This window comes from Streptomyces sp. RG80 (genome assembly GCF_040446465.1).
Classification (GTDB): domain Bacteria; phylum Actinomycetota; class Actinomycetes; order Streptomycetales; family Streptomycetaceae; genus Streptomyces.
Window position 1 is genome coordinate 229285 of the sequence record NZ_JBEAAJ010000009.1, and the last position, 15860, is coordinate 245144.

Genomic DNA, 15860 nt, shown 5'->3' on the forward strand with positions numbered 1-15860 from the left:
GTCGTCTCATTCCCGGATCATCCGTCCCCGTTGGCCACGTCGAGGATGCCGGGCAGCGCCTGGAGCAGCGCGGCCACCTCGTCGTCGCCGAGGTTCAGCGGCGGCATCAGCCGTACGACATCGGGGGCGGGCGCGTTCACCAGGAAACCGGCGTCCTGAGCCGCCTGCTGCGCCTGGGGCGCGAGCGGCTCGGTGAGCACGATACCCAGGAGGTGGCCGGAGCCCCGGACATGGGCGATCAGCGGGTGGCCCAGGGACTCGATTCCGTCCCTCAGCGCGGCGCTCTGCCGCTTGACGTTCTCGAGCAGTCCCTCGCTCTGGATGGTGTCGAGTACGGCGAGTCCGGCGGCGCACGCGACGGGGTTGCCGCCGAAGGTCGTGCCGTGGTGGCCGGGCTGGAGCAGCTCCGCGGCCCGGCCGAAGGCCACGGTCGCGCCGAGCGGCAGCCCGCCGCCGAGCTGCTTGGCGAGGGTGACGACGTCCGGCAGGACGCCCTCGTGGGCCTGGTACTCGAACCAGTGTCCGGTCCGGCCGATGCCGGTCTGCACCTCGTCGAGGACGAGCAGCGTCCCGGTGGCGGCCGTGATCGCCCGGGCCGCCTTGAGATAGCCGGCGGGCGGCACGATCACGCCGTTCTCGCCCTGGATGGGCTCGATGACGACGAGCGCGGTCTCCTCGGTGACCGCGGCGGCCAGGGCCTGCGCGTCGCCGTACGGCACGTGCGTGACGTCGCCGGGCAGCGGCAGGAACGGGTCCCGCTTGCCGGGCTGGCCGGTGAGGGCGAGGGCGCCCATGGTCCGGCCGTGGAAGCCGCCCGAGGTGGCGACCATGTGGCCGCGCCCGGTCAGCCGGCCGATCTTGAACGCGGCCTCGTTGGCCTCGGCACCGGAGTTGCAGAAGAAGACCTTGCCGTCCCGGCCGAAGAGCTCCAGGAGCCGTTCGGCGAGGGCGACGGTGGGCTCCGCCATGAAGAAGTTGGAGATGTGGCCGAGGGACGCGATCTGCCGGCTCACGGCGTCGACGATCGCCGGGTGGGCGTGGCCGAGCGCGTTGGTGGCGATGCCGCCGACCCAGTCGTGGTACTGCCTGCCCTCGGAGTCCCAGACCTTGAGGCCCTCACCGCGGACGAGGGGGAGGCGCGGGGTGCCGTAGTTGTTCATGAGCGAGCCCTGCCACCGCTGGGTGAGCTCCTGATTGTCGGTCATTCCCCATCCCCCTCTTGCGCGTCCGGCACGACCATCGTGCCGATGCCTTCGTCGGTGAAGATCTCCAGCAGGATCGAGTGCTGGACCCGCCCGTCGATGACCCGGGCCGTGGTGACGCCGTTGCGCACGGCGTGCAGGCAGCCCTCCATCTTCGGGACCATGCCGGAGCTCAACTCCGGCAGCAGCTTCTCCAGTTGGGAAGCCGTGAGGCGGCTGATCACCTCGTCGCTGTTCGGCCAGTCCTCGTAGAGACCCTCGACGTCCGTGAGGACCATGAGGGTTTCGGCGCCCAGAGCAGCAGCGAGTGCCGCAGCCGCCGTATCAGCATTGACGTTGTAGACATGTCCGTCGTCCTGGCTACGGGCGATCGACGAGACGACCGGGATCCGGCCGTCGGCGAGGAGTGCCTCGATCGCGCCCGTGTCGATCGCGGTGATCTCGCCCACCCGCCCGATGTCGACCAACTCACCGTCGATCTCGGGCTGGTGCTTGGTGGCGGTGATGGTGTGCGCGTCCTCGCCGGTCAACCCGACGGCCAGCGGCCCGTGTTGGTTGAGGAGCCCGACGAGTTCGCGCTGGACCTGTCCGGCGAGCACCATCCGTACGACGTCCATGGCGTCCTCGGTGGTGACCCTCAGGCCGGCCTTGAACTCGCTGACGATGCCGGCCTGGTCGAGGGCGGCGCTGATCTGCGGGCCGCCGCCGTGCACGACGACGGGCTTGAGCCCTGCGTGGTGCAGGAACACGACGTCCTGGGCGAACGCGGCCTTCAGGTCCTCGTCGATCATGGCGTTGCCGCCGAACTTGATGACGACGGTCTTGCCGTTGTGCCGGACCAGCCAGGGCAGCGCTTCGATGAGGATCTGGGCCTTCGGCAGGGCGGTGTGCTTGCGAGTAGTGCTCATGACGAGTACGCGCTGTTCTCGTGGACGTAGTCGGCGGTCAGGTCGTTGGTCCAGATGGTGGCGGTCTCGGCACCGGCCGCGAGGTCGGCGACGATGTGCACCTCGCGGTAGCGCATGTCGACCTTGTCGCGGTCCTCGCCGACGCCGCCGTTCTTGCAGACCCAGACGCCGTTGATGGCGACGTTCAGCTGGTCCGGCTCGAAGGCCGCCCGCGTGGTGCCGATCGCGGAGAGCACCCGGCCCCAGTTGGGGTCCTCGCCGTGGATGGCGCACTTGAGGAGGTTGTTGCGGGCGATGGAGCGGCCCACCTCGACGGCGTCGTCCTCGGTCGCGGCGTTGATCACCTCGACCTTGATGTCCTTGCTGGCGCCCTCGGCGTCCCGGATGAGCTGCTGGCCGAGGTCGTCGCAGACGGCCCGTACGGCCTCGGCGAACTCCGCGTGGTCCGGGGTGACTTCGGCGGCGCCGGAGGCGAGCAGCAGCACGGTGTCGTTGGTGGACATGCAGCCGTCGGAGTCGACACGGTCGAAGGTGGTCCGGGTGGCGGCCCGCAGGGCCTTGTCCAGGACGGCGCTCTCCAGGTCCGCGTCGGTGGTGAGGACGACCAGCATGGTGGCGAGGCCGGGGGCGAGCATGCCCGCGCCCTTGGCCATGCCGCCGACGGTCCAGCCGTCCTTGGTGACGACGGACGTCTTGTGGACCGTGTCGGTCGTCTTGATGGCGATGGCGGCCTTCTCACCGCCGTGCTCGGAGAGCTGGGCGGCGGCCGTCTCGACCCCCGGCAGCAGCTTGTCCATCGGAAGCAGGAGGCCGATCAGACCGGTGGAGGCGACGGCCACCTCGCCGGCGCCGATCTCCAGCACCTCGGCGACCTTCTCGGCGGTGGCGTGGGTGTCCTGGAAGCCCTTGGGTCCCGTACAGGCGTTGGCGCCACCGGAGTTGAGGACGACGGCGATCAGCCGGCCGGTCTTGAGGACCTGCTCGGACCACAGGACCGGCGCGGCCTTCACACGGTTGGAGGTGAAGACGCCCGCGGCGGCGCGGCGCGGCCCGGTGTTGACCACGAGGGCCAGGTCCGGGTTGCCGTTCTCCTTGATCCCGGCGGCGATGCCCGCCGCCTGGAATCCCTTGGCTGCCGTGACGCTCACGGTGCGACTCCGATCGTGGAAAGCCCGGTGGACTCGTCGAGCCCGAGGGCGATGTTCATGCTCTGTACGGCACCGCCCGCGGTGCCCTTGGTCAGGTTGTCGATGGCGCTGATCGCGATGATGCGGCCCGCGGCCTCGTCGTACGCGACCTGGATCTGAACGGCGTTGGAACCGTAGACGGACGCCGTGGCGGGCCACTGGCCCTCGGGGAGCAGGTGCACGAAGGGCTCGTCGGCGAGGGCCTTCTCATAAGCGGCGCGGACGGCCTCGCCGGTGACGCCGGGCCTGGCCTTGGCGGAGCAGGTGGCGAGGATGCCGCGGGGCATCGGGGCGAGGGTGGGCGTGAAGGAGACGGAGACCGTCTCGCCGGCGGCCGCGCTGAGGTTCTGGATCATCTCGGGCGTGTGCCGGTGGACACCGCCGACGCCGTACGGCGACATGGAGCCCATGACCTCGCTGCCCAGCAGGTTGGGCTTGGGCGCCTTGCCGGCCCCGGAGGTCCCGGAGGCGGCGACGATCACGGCCTCGGTCTCGGCGAGTCCGGCGGCGTACGCCGGGAAGAGCGCCAGCGACACGGCCGTGGGGTAGCAACCGGGCACCGCGATGCGCTTGGACCCCTCCAGCGCGGCGCGGGCACCCGGAAGTTCGGGGAGGCCGTACGGCCAGGTCCCGGCGTGCGGGGAGCCGTAGAACTTCTCCCAGTCGCCGGCGTCCTTCAGCCGGAAGTCGGCGCCCATGTCGACGACGAGGACGTCCGGGCCGAGCTGCTCGGCGACGGCGGCGGACTGACCGTGCGGCAGGGCGAGGAAGACGACGTCGTGCCCGGCGAGGACGTCGGCCGTGGTCTCCTGGAGGACCCGGTCGGCCAGCGGCAGCAAGTGCGGCTGGAGCGCGCCGAGCTTCTGGCCGGCGTTGGAGTTGCCGGTCAGGGCGCCGATCTCGACCTCGGGGTGCGCCAGGAGCAGCCGCAGGACTTCGCCGCCCGCGTATCCGCTCGCTCCTGCCACTGCCGCACGTACCGCCATGGAATCCTCCTCTTGGATGGCATGACTATACGTTTCGCTGCACGTTTATGCAATCCCAGCCTTCTCAGTCCGCTCCGTCTCGGCGACCGTGCTCTCAGGAAGACTGTCCGCATGGAGATCCCTGTCGAAGCCGTGGCCGCCACCGTGCTGATCGAGGTCGTACGGATCTCCGCCCTACCGAGCAAACGGGGCGCCCCCTACCCCGGCGAGGCGGTCGCCCATTGGGCTGGGAAGGAGGCGGCCGACGCCCTGGCCCTGATCGGGACACTGCCCAGGGGCGAACAGCACCGCTGCGGCTTCTCGCCGGGCTGGAGCATTCGCGCCTATGAGGACTCCCTCGATCTGGCTCTCTTCGAGGCGGCGTTCTGCTTTAGCTGCCACGAGATCCGGATGCACGGAACAGCCGTCCCGCCCTCGCTGGCCACGCAGTTCTTCAATGCGGAGACTCCGCCGGCTCAGACCCTCCTCGCGCTCTTCCGCGCGGCTTCCCCGCCTTCGGCAGCATGATCCGGCGGGAGACCAGGAAGGTCACCGGGATCGCGGCCAGGGAGGCGAGCAGCGGGGCGTACCGGCTGTCGAGGTGCAGCAGGTCGACGAGGACGTAGACGCCGGCCGTGGTGACGAGGAAGTTGGCCGCATTGGTCAGGGGGAACAGCAGGAATTTGCGCCAGGTCGGGCGGGTGCGATAAGTGAACCGCGCGTTGAGGAAAAAGGAACCGGTCAGACTGAGGGCGGTCGCGAGAAGATGGGCGACGAGATAGGGGAATCGGGTGAGGAACAGCAGATACGGGCCGTAGTAGGTGCCGGTGTTCACGACCCCGATGACGGCGAATGTGAAGAGCTGCCTCGACATCATGGGACGAGGTCCTTCGCCCGCTCCATATTGGTCGCCTTCACCAGGAAATGCGGACGGCCCTTTACCTCGTAGTAGATCCGGCCGGTGTACTCCCCGATCACCCCGAGCATGACCATCTGCACACCCGCGAGAGCCGTGACGACCGTGATGATCGTGACGTAGCCGGGCGTCTCCACGCCGTTGACGAGCGCCGCGCCCACGATCCACGCCGTGTAGAGCCCGGCGCACAGCAGCAGGCCCATGCCGAGGTGGAGGGCCGCGCGCAGCGGCCGGTTGTTGAAGGAGAGCAGCCCGTCGAGCCCGTAGTTGAGCAGGCTGCGCAGGCTCCAGGAGCTGCGCCCGTGGGTGCGTACGGCGTTGGCGTACTCGAAGGTCGTACCGGGGAAGCCGACCCAGGCGAACAGGCCCTTGGAGAAGCGGTTGTACTCGGTGAGGCCGAGGACCGCGTCCACCACCCGCCGGGACAGCAGCCGGAAGTCGCCGACACCGTCCACCAGCTCCACGTCGACGAGGCGGTTGACCAGCCGGTAGTAGAGGCGTGCGGTGAGCGCGCGGGTCATCCGGTCGCCGGTCCTGGTGCGCCGGGCGATGACCTGGTCGTAGCCCTGGGCACGCAGCTCCACCATCCGTCTGATCAGTTCCGGCGGGTGCTGGAGGTCCGCGTCCATGACGACCACGTTGTCCCCCGAGGCGTACCGCAGACCGGCCAGCAGCGCCGCCTCCTTGCCGAAGTTGCGGCTGAAGGAGAGATACCGGACGCGCGCGTCGAACTCGGCGAGCCCCTCCAGCACGGTGAGCGTACGGTCGCGGCTGCCGTCGTCGACGTAGACGAACTCCAGGTCGTGGCCGAGCGGCAGCAGCTCCTCCGCGACCTTGGACATCTCCTCGTGGAAGCGTTCGAGGACGTCTTCCTCGTTGTAGCAGGGTGCGACGATCGAGATGAGCATGGTTTCCCCCTGGGACGCGGTCAGCGAGCGCCGGTCACGCGCTCGCGCGGTCGTGCGGTGGTCGGTCGAGGTGCCGGTGGTCGGTCGGCACGTCGGCGGCGGAGTGCGGTGACGGCGCCGAGCAGGATCAGGGTCAGCAGCGAGGCCGCCCCTACCGTCGTGCCGAGGCGCAGCCCGGGCGGGTGGAACGTGCAGGTCAGGCTGGTCGAGGAGCCGTCGAGCGGGACGGCGATCAGACCGTGGTACTCCCCCGCCGGTGCGGTGGCCGCGTCGCCGGTGGCGCACCGCCAGCCCGCGATACGGGGAGCCGCCACGACCGCGATTCCCCTGCTGCCCGCCGGCAGCTGGGCCCGGAGGGTCGCGCCCGAGACGCTCACCCGGGTGGCGCCGGTGGCCCTGAGCCGCTCGACGGCGGTGTGCAGCCGCCCGGTGTCCAGACAGCCGACCGCGCGCTCCGGGACGCGGCCGGCCCGGTCGGGGGCCAGCTCGATCGTGAGGCGTCCGGAGGCCGGGGCCGTGCCCAGGCGCTGCATGGCGGCGATCTTGGCGCCGACGGCGTCCGACCTGAACCGGCCGGTGGATCCGTCGGCGAGCCGTGCGGTGCCGGAGAAGCGCGGTGCCCACAGATGGACCTCGCTGCCGGCCGGACAGCGGGTCGTGATCGTCGGTTTCCGCGCGGTTCCAGGGGCGGGGACGCCCACCAGGAGCCCGGCCTCGCCGGCGCGCGGGGACTTGCCGGTGCTCGTGCGCACGGTGAGGCGGGGCACGGTGTAGACGAGGGCGCCCAGGAGGAGTTCCTGGTTGCGGTAGGGCGAGGGGCCGAAGGCGGCACGGGGTGCGTCGGACGGGCGTACGGTCACCAGCGGCGGCACGTCCTGCCGGGTGACGGTGAGACGCTCGCCGTCGGCCGGGAACCAGTTCTGGTGCGGGTCCGGCGGGGAGTGCACCCGGGCGCCGACCGAGAAGACCGCGTCCGTGACGTCGTTGTCGAGGCTCTGGAGGCTGCGGCCCCGGGAGGTCCAGCCGCCGCCGAGGGCGGTGAGGGTGCGGCTGAGGACGTCCGAGGTGAGGCTGCTGTAGTACTGGGCGCCCTCGCCGCCCACCAGGAGCGGGTCGTTGGAGACGGTCTGCTCGCGGCCGGGGTCGGTGCGGTACCGGGGCCAGTCGTCGACCCGCGCGATGGCCTCCGCCTGTTGCTCCTGCCTCGCTCCCCAGGGCGCGTAATCGTCGAGGTGTCCGTACCGCAGCCGGGTCGCCTCGGCGGAGGTGGCCAGGGCCTCCCCGAACTGCCCGCCGAACAGCAGCGCCACGCCCAGCCCGGCCCACACCGTGCGCCGCCCGCCAGGGGAGCGGCCCAGCAGGACGAGCCCGCCGAGCGCACCGACGACGGCGAGGGGCAGGACGATCCAGACCACGGTGTGCTGCGCCACGGCACTCCGGCTCGCGACGGCCGTGACCAGGACGAGCAGCGCGCCCGCCGCGCCGAGCGCGCGCAGGTCGGGCAGGCCGTACGAGAGCGCGTGCCAGGCGGCGATCACCAGCAGGGCGCACAGGACGAAGGCCTGCCGGTACGGGCTGCCCTGCGGGGTGGCGAAGGCGTGCCAGAGCAGATGGGTTGGGCCCCACTGCAACGACAGCGCCACGGCGACGACCAGCAGCGTCCACCCGGCGCGCTCCCGCCGGGGCACCGCCCGGTGGAAGGGCAGTGCGAGGGCGAGCAGCAGCGCCGCGATCCCCACGTACAGGGCGGGGGTGCCGAAGGTGTACGTCGTCGGCAGCAGACGGGCGAGCATGTCCTGGGCGGGCACCGGAGAGAAGTCGACGACTCGGCCGGGGTAGGCGTGCCGGGTGCCGAAGAACACGACGGCCACCAGGGGTGCCGCCAGCCCGATGCCGAGGGCGACGGTGAGGACGGCCCGGCCCGCCGCCGCGAGCCGCCGCCGGGGCGGGAGGCCGGACAGCCACAGGCGGAGCAGCAGCACCAGTCCGGCGCCGAGGGTGGCCATGTAGGCGGTGTAGAAGTTGGCGATCCAGGCGAGGGCCACGACGAGGACGCCGAGCAGGGGCCGCCGTCCGCGCAGGGTCCACTCCCCGACCAGGCACAGCAGCGGCAGGGCGATCAGCCCGTCGAGCCACATCGGGTTGTACGAGGCGACCGCCACGCTCCAGCCGCACAGGGCGTAGGAGGCGCCCAGCAGTCCCGCCGCCCACCAGGGGCCGCGGCGCAGGGTGAGCAGCAGCCCGGCCATGGCGGCGCCGGCGCACGCTGTCTTCAGGACGGTGACCGCGTAGACCGCGAGGTCGATCTCGTCCCTCGGGAACACCGCGACGAGCAGCGCGAAGGGGCTGCTGACGTAGGTGCCGAGGTCGGGCAGGAAGCTCGACCCGTACCCGGAGTGCCAGTTGACGAGGAGACCGCTGTCGGCCCGTCCGTGCAGCAGGTCCCACAGGTGTGCGTGGAACGGCACGTACTGGTTGCCGAGGTCGTTGACGCTGCGGGTGCGGGGGCCGAACGGGAAGCTACGGGCGACGGCGTCGGCGGCGCAGAACACGGCGACCGTGACGGCGGCCGCGAGCAGGGCCGCAGCCCGCCTCGGCCGTGCCGGAGAGGTTATCCGTTTCACATCCCGTTCCTGTTCGGACCCGACCATCCTGGATTCGCCGACTTAGACGGTCGGAGTTTCCGGTTGGTTGTGCCGTCCAGGAAAACGAGAAAGCGCGTTCCGAATATCGGCGGGGCTTTCCGAAAGAAATGATGAACGCCGGGGAAACGAATTGTTTACGACGTACTGCGCGCCGGTGAACTCGATTCACCGGCGCGCAGCGGGAAACCACTTCTGCGACTACTTCTACGACTACTTCTGCTTGATTCTCAGGAACGTGACCGAGTTCGCCGGGAAGGTGTACGAGAACTCGTCGGCGACCCCCTGGAACGTGGAGCTGACCGGGGCGACCGGTGTCTCGGTCTCCGAGTTCACCGCGTTCGGGTCGGCCGTCAGCGTGGTCACCCGGGCCTTGGAGGCGACCTTGGCGCCGCCGAGGTCGATCGCGGTACGGGCCGCGGTGGGCTGGGCGTTGACGACCTTGACGATCAGGTCGCCGGTCTTCCTGTCCTTGGTGACCACCTGGCGGAACGGCTCGGCCGGCTTGTCGTCGGTGAAGCTGCCCCACTCCTGGCCGTCGAGGTACAGGGTGACCTGGCGGCCCCGGACCTTCACGTCGATGTCGTAGGTGCGGCCCGTCTCGATCGAACCGGCCTTGGAGATCAGCGTGGACTTGCCGCCGTCCACCGCCTGCTCGACGGCGGACTGGGTGTTGTTCCAGCCGCCGAGGTTCCACCAGTAGTAGTTGCCGGTGTCCTTGACGCCGAACGCGACGAGGAAGCCCTCCTTGCCGGACTTCTTGGTGGCCTTCACCTTCAGGTCGTAGTCGTGCCAGTTCGGGTCGCCCGCGGAGACCATGGTGTTCTCGGCGGCCACGTCCGTCTGCACGTACTGTCCGTCCTGGACGCTCCAGCTGCCGCCACCGGTGTGCGTCCACTTCGAGGCGTCGCCGGAGAAGTCGTCGCTCAGCAGGGAGTCGCCGTCGGCGTCGGTGACCTGGACGTCGTCGTAGGCCGCCGTGGTCGCCCAGGTCGACAGGCCGACGGCGCCCGTGATGGGACCGGTCAGCGAGGGCGTCCCGGTGGCCGTGGAGGGCACCACGCGGTCGCCGACGTTGGTCATGAACAGCTTCTGGACCTCGTAGTTGGCGGAGTTCCAGGAGGCGTGGTTGTTGAACCAGACCAGGTCCGGCCGCCACTGCACATAGTCCTCGTTGGCGAACAGCGGTGCGTACGAGGCGAGTTTGACGACGTCCGCGTTGCGCTCCAGGCCGGTCATGAAGGCCGCCTCGGCGAGGCCGTTCTTGAAGGCGTTGCCCTGGGAGGCGTACTCGCCGAGGAAGACCTTCGGGCCGCCGCGGTCGTAGGAGTCGTAGCGGTCGTTGTTCTGGAGGAACCACTGTGGACTGTTGTAGTAGTGCTCGTCGACCATGTCGACCTTGGCGTCCTTGTTGAGCTGCCAGGCCGTGTCGAAGGTCGAACCGGAGTCGTCCGGACCGGAGTTGGAGATCACGGTGATGTCCGGGTACTCGGCCTCGATGGCGGCGCGGAACTCCTTGAACCGGGCGAAGAACTCGACCGGGAGGTTCTCCTCGTTGCCGACCTCGATGTGGGTGAGGTGGAAGGGCTTGGGGTGGCCCATCCGGGCGCGCTTCTTGCCCCAGGTCGAGGTGGCCGGGCCGTTGGCGAACTCGATGAGGTCCAGGGTGTCCTGGATGTGCCGCTCGAGCAGCGCCTCGTCGTCGACGGCCTGGTTCTGGCCGCAGCCGGTCACCAGGGCGGGGACGACGGGCAGCGGCATGGCGCCGATGTCCTCGGAGAGCCGGAAGTACTCGTAGTAGCCGAGGCCGTAGCTCTGGTTGTAGCCCCAGAAGTTGGAGTTGGTGGCGCGCTCCTCGACCGGGCCGATGGTGTCCTTCCACTGGTAGGAGCGCTTGCGCTGCCAGTCGGAGGCCTCGCTGTAGTCCTCCATCGAGCCGGTGTTGACCAGGCAGCCGCCGGGAAAGCGCACGAAACCCGGGTGCAGGGCGGCGACCTTCTCGGCGAGGTCCTTGCGCAGGCCGTTCGCCTGGTGCTTGTAGGTGTCGCGCGGGAAGAGGGACACCATGTCGAGGGCTGCCGCGGCCGAGGAGGCCACGGTGAGGCGGCCGTTGCTGCTGGTGCGGGTGGCGGTGAAGGTCGCCTTGTACTTGGCCCAGCCGCCCTTCGCGGCGACCCGGCGGGCCGTGGCGAGGGAGCCGTCGGCGTCCTGGAGCGAGACGGTGAGGGTGGTGCCGCTCTCGGCGCGGACCCACACGGAGAAGTCGTACTTCTTGCCCTCCTCGACCGGGACGCCGGTGTTGTATCCGGCGTTCGTCACGGCCGAACCGGCGCCCAGGGAGAGGTAGTTGCGGTTGCGCGCGTTGAGCCGGCCGTCGTCGTTCACGACCTGTCCGGTGCCGTCGACCGCCCATGAGGTGAGGGGGGTGTACGAGCGGTTGTCGTCGGTGGAGTACTCGAAGGACCGGTTCTGCACGAGCTCGGCGTACAGGCCTCCGTCGGCGGCCCGGTTGATGTCCTCGAAGAAAACGCCGTACATCGTGTCGTCGATCTTCGCGCCCTTGGCGGTGGGGTCGACGGTGATGGCGTAGTCGGTGGCGTCCTCGGCATGTGCGGGGGCCGGCACGACACCGGCCGCCACCAGGAAGGCGGTGGCGGCCAGGCCGAATCTCCAGCGGGTGCGTGACATGGATACTCCGCGGCTCGATCGGGAGGAGCTGTTCGATATATCAGACGCTGATCAGCACTTCGAACGGCAAGATAGGGAGGGGAATTCACGAGCGTCAACGGGGCGTGCGTCATCGAAAGTGTCGGAAGGGAGGCACGCATGGGCGAGTTCCGGCCGGTACCGGACGTACTGACGTATCTGGCCGGGACCTGGCGGGTCGAGCGTTCCGTGCGGGATCTGGCGAGCGGGGACGTCGGGGAGTTCTCCGGCAGGACACTTTTCAGCCCACTGGACGGCGGCGGGCTCCTTCATCACGAATCCGGCACCTTCGTCTGGCAGGGCGTACCCCGCCCCGCCGAGCGCACCCTGCGCTTCCTGCCCGGGAGTTCGCCGGCCGAGGCCGACGTGCGGTTCGCCGACGGCCGCTTCTTCCACGCCCTCGACCTGACCTCCGGCCACCACATCGCCGACCACCCCTGCGCGGCGGACCTCTACCGCGGCGAGTTCACCGTCCTGGACGCGGACCACTGGCGGACGGTGTGGCGGGTGGGCGGCCCCGCCAAGGACCTGGTGCTCACCACGGACTACGCGCGCGCGAACTGACCCCTACGCCCGCGAGGTCTGCGCCGGCACCCCGTCGAAGCGCAGGTTCCAGCGCCCCGCGCGGCCGGTGACGGTGGTCGTCGACAGGGGGCGGACATCGATGTTCCAGTACGTCGACGGCGGCGCCTTCAGGGCGTACACCAGCGCGGCGCGCACCACCGAGGGTTCGGCGACGGCGACGATCCGGCCGCCGTCACCCACCGGCCGGGTGTCGAGCCAGCTCCCGACACGGCCGATGAAGGCCAGCAGCGACTCACCGCCGTGCGGGGTGCCGCGCGGGTCGGCGAGCCAGGCGTCCACCGCCTCCGGCTCGCGCGCCATCGCCTCGCCGAGCGTCAGCCCCCGCCAGCGGCCCATGTCGCAGTCCCGCAGCGCGAGTTGCACCAGCGGGGCATAGCCGAGGGCATCCCCGGTCGCGCGGCTGCGCGGGGTCGGCGAGCAGTAGCGCAGTTCCGCCGCGGCCAGCGGCAGCAACTCCCCCGCGGCGCGCTGCACCTCGTCCCAGCCGGCCTGGTCCAGCGGCCGGTCGTCCTCGAAGCGTTCCGCGAGGAGGGGGGAGCTGCGCGCGGCGGCGACGAATGTGACCCGGAGTGCCATGCGGCGATGGTGAGTGGAGAAAGTGCGCAGGTCAAGGGGCGTTACCCGGGAGTTACGCAGGGTTGGCGGAACCTTACCCCGAGGTCAGGACGTGGCGGACAAGTCGGCTCATACGAGGGGGTCTAGTAGAGGTGCGCCATCCACTGGTCGGGGTTGGCCAGCGGCTCGAAGCCCGCCTTCTCGTAGACCCCGTGCGCGTCGTGCGTGGCGAGCAGGACGCGCCGCAGCCCGTACGGCCGCAGGTGCTCGCGCACGGCCTCGACCAGCGCCGTCCCGATCCCCTTGCCCCGTACGGACGGATCGACGTAGACATCGCACAGCCAGGCGAAGGTGGCCAGGTCGGTGATGATCCGGGCATACGCCACCTGCTCCCCCGAAACCGTGTCGTACACCCCGAAGTTGAGCGACCCCGCGATCGCCCGGTCCTGCTTCTCCCGGGTTCGGCCGAGCGCCCAGTACGCGTCGGTGGAGAGCCAGTGGTGGACGCGGGCGGCGTCGATACGGTCGGGGTCGCTGGAGAACTCGTAGCCGTCGGCGAGGTCGGTCATGACCGGATCCTCGCAGGGTGGGGCAGGTGTGAGCGAGGGGTTTCCTCGGCGCCCGGGTGCCGTGCGGTCAGAGCGCCTCGTCACACGCGGCCCGCAGCCGTCGTACCCCCTCCGCGATCTCCCCCACGCCCGCCACGGCGGCGAAGCTCAACCGGACGTGCCCAGCGGGCGGCTCCGCGCTGAAGTACGGGCGGCCCGGGGTGATCGCCACGCCCGCGCGGAGGGCGGCGGCGGTGAGCGCGGACTCGTCGGCGCCGTCCGGCAGCCGCAGCCACAGGTGGTAGCCGCCCGACGGGACGTGCGGAAGGGCGAGTTCGGGGAGGTCCAGTCGCAGTGCCGTCGTCATGGTGTCCCGGCGGGTCTTCAAGTCCGCGGAGATCGCGCGCAGATGGCGCGGCCAGGCCGCCGAACCCACGAGTTCGAGCGCCGCCTCCTGGAGCGGGCGGGGCACGAAGAAGGTGTCGACGACCTGGATGGCCCGGAGCCGCTCCAGCACCGGCCCCCGCGCCGCGAGCGCGCACACCCGGAAGCTGGGCGAGGTCGCCTTGGTCAGCGAGCAGACGTGCACGACGACGCCGTCGGGGTCCTCCGCCGCCAGCGGACGCGGCAGCTCGCCCGCGTCCGCGTGCACGAGCCGTCGTACGAAGTCGTCCTCGACCACGAACGCGCCGGCCTCGCGGGCGATGCGCAGCACCTCGCCCCGGCGTCCGGGGGCGAGCACCGCGCCGGTCGGGTTCTGGAACAGCGGCTGGCACACGAACACCCGGGCGCCGGTGGCCCGGAAGGCGTCGGCGAGCAGTTCAGGCCGGACCCCGTCCGCGTCGACCGGGACCGGCACCGGCCGCAGCCCCGCCGCCCGGGCGATCGCCAGCATGCCGGGGTAGGTGGGCGACTCCACGAGCACCGGTGCCCCGGGGGAGGCCAGCGCCCGCAGCGCGATGGTCAGCGCCGACTGCCCGCCCGCGGCGATCAGCACCTCGGCCGCCGTGACGGTTCCGCCGATGCTCCGCGCGAACCACGAGCGCAGTTCCGTCAGCCCTTCCATGGGCGGCCGGCCCCAGGCGCCCGGACGGCGGGCGGCGCGGGAGAGCGCGGCGGCCAGCGCCTGCTCGGGCTGGAGCGAGGGGTGCAGATAGCCGCCGGTGAACTCGATCACCCCGGGCGGCGGCTCGGCGAGCGAGACCAGGACACCGCTCGCGTCCACCGAGCGCGGTACGACGTCGGCGGCGCCGTCCGCGCTGAGCGCCACCTCCTGCCAGGAGGTGTCCCCGGCCGGGGTGACCGTCGTGCGCGGCCGGGCGCGGAACACCCCGGCGCCGGGCCGGGTGACGACGAGCCCCTCGGCGGCCAGTTGCGCCAGCGCCCGCGAGACGGTCACCGGGCTCACCCGGTACTGCTCGACAAGAGCCCGGCTGGACGGCAGCTTTCCACCAGGAGAGTAGCGGTCCAGTTCGCTTCTCAGACGTTCCGCCAGTTCATCGACGCTGCTACGCTCTTGCATGAGAGCACAGAGTAGCGCTACTACCCCGGTGACGATAGCGGTCGACACCCAGCCCGGCACGGCGTCCGCGAGCGCGACCGCGTCCGGGACCCTGCTGGCCGCACTGGGCGTGGTCGCCTTCTCCCTCACCTTCCCCGCGACGGCCTGGGGCCTGGAGGGCTTCGGGCCCTGGTCGCTGGTCGCCGTGCGGAGCGCACTGGCCGCGCTGATCGCCGGGGCCTGTCTGCTGGCGCTGCGCGTCCCCGTGCCCGCCCGGCGGCACTGGGCCGGGCTCGCGGTCGTCGCCGCCGGTGTCGTCGTCGGCTTCCCGCTGCTCACCACCCTCGCGCTGCGGACGTCGACCACCTCGCACGCCGCCGTCGTGGTCGGGCTGCTCCCGCTCACCACCGCGCTGTGCTCCGCCCTGCGCATGGGCACCCGCCCGTCCCGCACCTTCTGGACGGCCGCCCTCGTGGGCGCGGCCGCGGTCCTCGCGTTCACCGTGCAGCAGAGCGGCGGCGCCCTGACCTCGGCCGACCTGTATCTGTTCGGCGCGCTGCTGGTGTGCGCGGCCGGCTACACCGAGGGCGGCCGGCTGGCCAGGGCCATGCCCGGCTGGCAGGTCATCGGCTGGGCCCTTGTACTGTGCCTGCCCTTCTCCGTGCCCGCCGCCGCGGTGGCGCTGTCGTACGAGCCCGTCCAGCTCAGCGCGCACAGCATGCTCGGGCTGCTCTGGGTCGCGGCGGGCTCGCAGTTCCTCGGCCTGGTCGTCTGGTACCGGGGCATGGCGATGATCGGCATCCCCAAGGCCAGCCAGTTGCAGTTGGCCCAACCCCTGCTCACACTGGTGTGGTCGGTGCTGCTGCTGAGCGAGCACCTGACAGTGGCCGCCCCGCTGACGGCCGCGGCGGTGCTGGTCTGCATCGCCGTCACCCAGCGGGCGCGCGGCTGACCGCCGCGCACGCGCCGGTCCCAACCGGGCCCCCGCGCCGTAAACTCAGGGCCACGGACCGCTCCCGCACCTCGTGAGGAGGACCGACAGATGCGCGCAACCGTGGGCGACCAGCTTGTGCAGCACGGCAGGGTGGTCGGACAGCACGACAAGATCGGCGAGATCGTCGAAGTGATGGGGCAGGAGGGCAACCCCCCGTACCGCGTCCGCTTCGAGGACGGGCACGTGGGTGTCTGCTCCCCCGGCCCCGACACCGAGATCCGTCACCGGGACACCGCGACCTAG

Annotated in this window: 15 protein-coding genes; 4 read left to right on the forward strand and 11 right to left on the reverse strand. The window is 71.0% G+C overall.

Annotated features, from left to right (window positions below; translation table 11 throughout):
• Positions 1–17: 17 nt before the first annotated feature.
• From ABKA17_RS30800 to argC, 4 genes are read right to left on the reverse strand one after another with little or no spacing between them, the layout of a single operon-like run.
• Positions 18–1205 (reverse strand): acetylornithine transaminase, encoded by a 1188-nt coding sequence (locus ABKA17_RS30800; protein ID WP_353695564.1) that lies wholly within the window; start codon positions 1203–1205, stop codon positions 18–20.
• The gene (gene argB / locus ABKA17_RS30805) at positions 1202–2110 is read right to left on the reverse strand and encodes an acetylglutamate kinase (RefSeq protein WP_353695565.1); all 909 of its coding nucleotides are present in this window, start codon (positions 2108–2110) and stop codon (positions 1202–1204) included. Before argB ends, ABKA17_RS30800 begins: the two co-directional genes overlap by 4 nt.
• Positions 2107–3258, reverse strand: a complete 1152-nt coding sequence (gene argJ / locus ABKA17_RS30810; RefSeq protein WP_353695566.1) for a bifunctional glutamate N-acetyltransferase/amino-acid acetyltransferase ArgJ — start codon at positions 3256–3258, stop codon at positions 2107–2109. The genes argB and argJ overlap by 4 nt, the downstream gene beginning before the upstream one ends.
• Complete coding sequence (gene argC, locus ABKA17_RS30815) at positions 3255–4283, reverse strand: N-acetyl-gamma-glutamyl-phosphate reductase (protein WP_353695567.1); 1029 nt, start codon at positions 4281–4283, stop codon at positions 3255–3257. The genes argJ and argC overlap by 4 nt, the downstream gene beginning before the upstream one ends.
• Positions 4284–4394: 111 nt before the next feature.
• Between argC and ABKA17_RS30820 the strand changes: the two genes are divergently transcribed.
• Positions 4395–4790 carry a hypothetical protein gene (locus ABKA17_RS30820; RefSeq protein ID WP_353695568.1) on the forward strand — a complete coding sequence of 132 codons (396 nt, stop codon included), beginning with the start codon at positions 4395–4397 and terminating at the stop codon, positions 4788–4790.
• Here the strand turns inward: ABKA17_RS30820 and ABKA17_RS30825 are convergent.
• The 4 genes from ABKA17_RS30825 to ABKA17_RS30840 form a co-directional block, all read right to left on the reverse strand.
• Positions 4717–5139, reverse strand: coding sequence for a GtrA family protein (locus ABKA17_RS30825; RefSeq protein WP_353695569.1), 423 nt, complete (start codon positions 5137–5139; stop codon positions 4717–4719). The genes ABKA17_RS30820 and ABKA17_RS30825 overlap by 74 nt on opposite strands.
• On the reverse strand, positions 5136–6086 hold the full coding sequence (locus ABKA17_RS30830; RefSeq protein WP_353695570.1) for a glycosyltransferase family 2 protein: 951 nt from the start codon (positions 6084–6086) through the stop codon (positions 5136–5138). Before ABKA17_RS30830 ends, ABKA17_RS30825 begins: the two co-directional genes overlap by 4 nt.
• Positions 6087–6106: 20 nt before the next feature.
• Complete coding sequence (locus ABKA17_RS30835) at positions 6107–8710, reverse strand: YfhO family protein (RefSeq protein ID WP_502994426.1); 2604 nt, start codon at positions 8708–8710, stop codon at positions 6107–6109.
• Positions 8711–8941: 231 nt separating this feature from the next.
• Positions 8942–11416 (reverse strand): alpha-L-arabinofuranosidase family protein, encoded by a 2475-nt coding sequence (locus ABKA17_RS30840; protein WP_353695571.1) that lies wholly within the window; start codon positions 11414–11416, stop codon positions 8942–8944.
• Positions 11417–11554: 138 nt separating this feature from the next.
• Between ABKA17_RS30840 and ABKA17_RS30845 the strand changes: the two genes are divergently transcribed.
• The gene (locus ABKA17_RS30845; RefSeq protein ID WP_353695572.1) at positions 11555–11998 is read left to right on the forward strand and encodes a DUF6314 family protein; all 444 of its coding nucleotides are present in this window, start codon (positions 11555–11557) and stop codon (positions 11996–11998) included.
• 3 nt (positions 11999–12001) lie between these two features.
• Here the strand turns inward: ABKA17_RS30845 and ABKA17_RS30850 are convergent, their stop codons facing one another.
• From ABKA17_RS30850 to ABKA17_RS30860, 3 genes are all read right to left on the reverse strand, one after another.
• Positions 12002–12595, reverse strand: coding sequence for a histidine phosphatase family protein (locus tag ABKA17_RS30850; RefSeq protein ID WP_353695573.1), 594 nt, complete (start codon positions 12593–12595; stop codon positions 12002–12004).
• Between the two features lie 122 nt (positions 12596–12717).
• The gene (locus tag ABKA17_RS30855; protein ID WP_353695574.1) at positions 12718–13143 is read right to left on the reverse strand and encodes a GNAT family N-acetyltransferase; all 426 of its coding nucleotides are present in this window, start codon (positions 13141–13143) and stop codon (positions 12718–12720) included.
• Positions 13144–13210: 67 nt separating this feature from the next.
• On the reverse strand, positions 13211–14644 hold the full coding sequence (locus ABKA17_RS30860; RefSeq protein ID WP_353695575.1) for an aminotransferase-like domain-containing protein: 1434 nt from the start codon (positions 14642–14644) through the stop codon (positions 13211–13213).
• Between ABKA17_RS30860 and ABKA17_RS30865 the strand changes: the two genes are divergently transcribed.
• Positions 14643–15575 carry a DMT family transporter gene (locus ABKA17_RS30865; RefSeq protein ID WP_353695576.1) on the forward strand — a complete coding sequence of 311 codons (933 nt, stop codon included), beginning with the start codon at positions 14643–14645 and terminating at the stop codon, positions 15573–15575. The genes ABKA17_RS30860 and ABKA17_RS30865 overlap by 2 nt on opposite strands.
• Positions 15576–15665: 90 nt before the next feature.
• The gene (locus ABKA17_RS30870; protein WP_353695577.1) at positions 15666–15860 is read left to right on the forward strand and encodes a DUF1918 domain-containing protein; all 195 of its coding nucleotides are present in this window, start codon (positions 15666–15668) and stop codon (positions 15858–15860) included.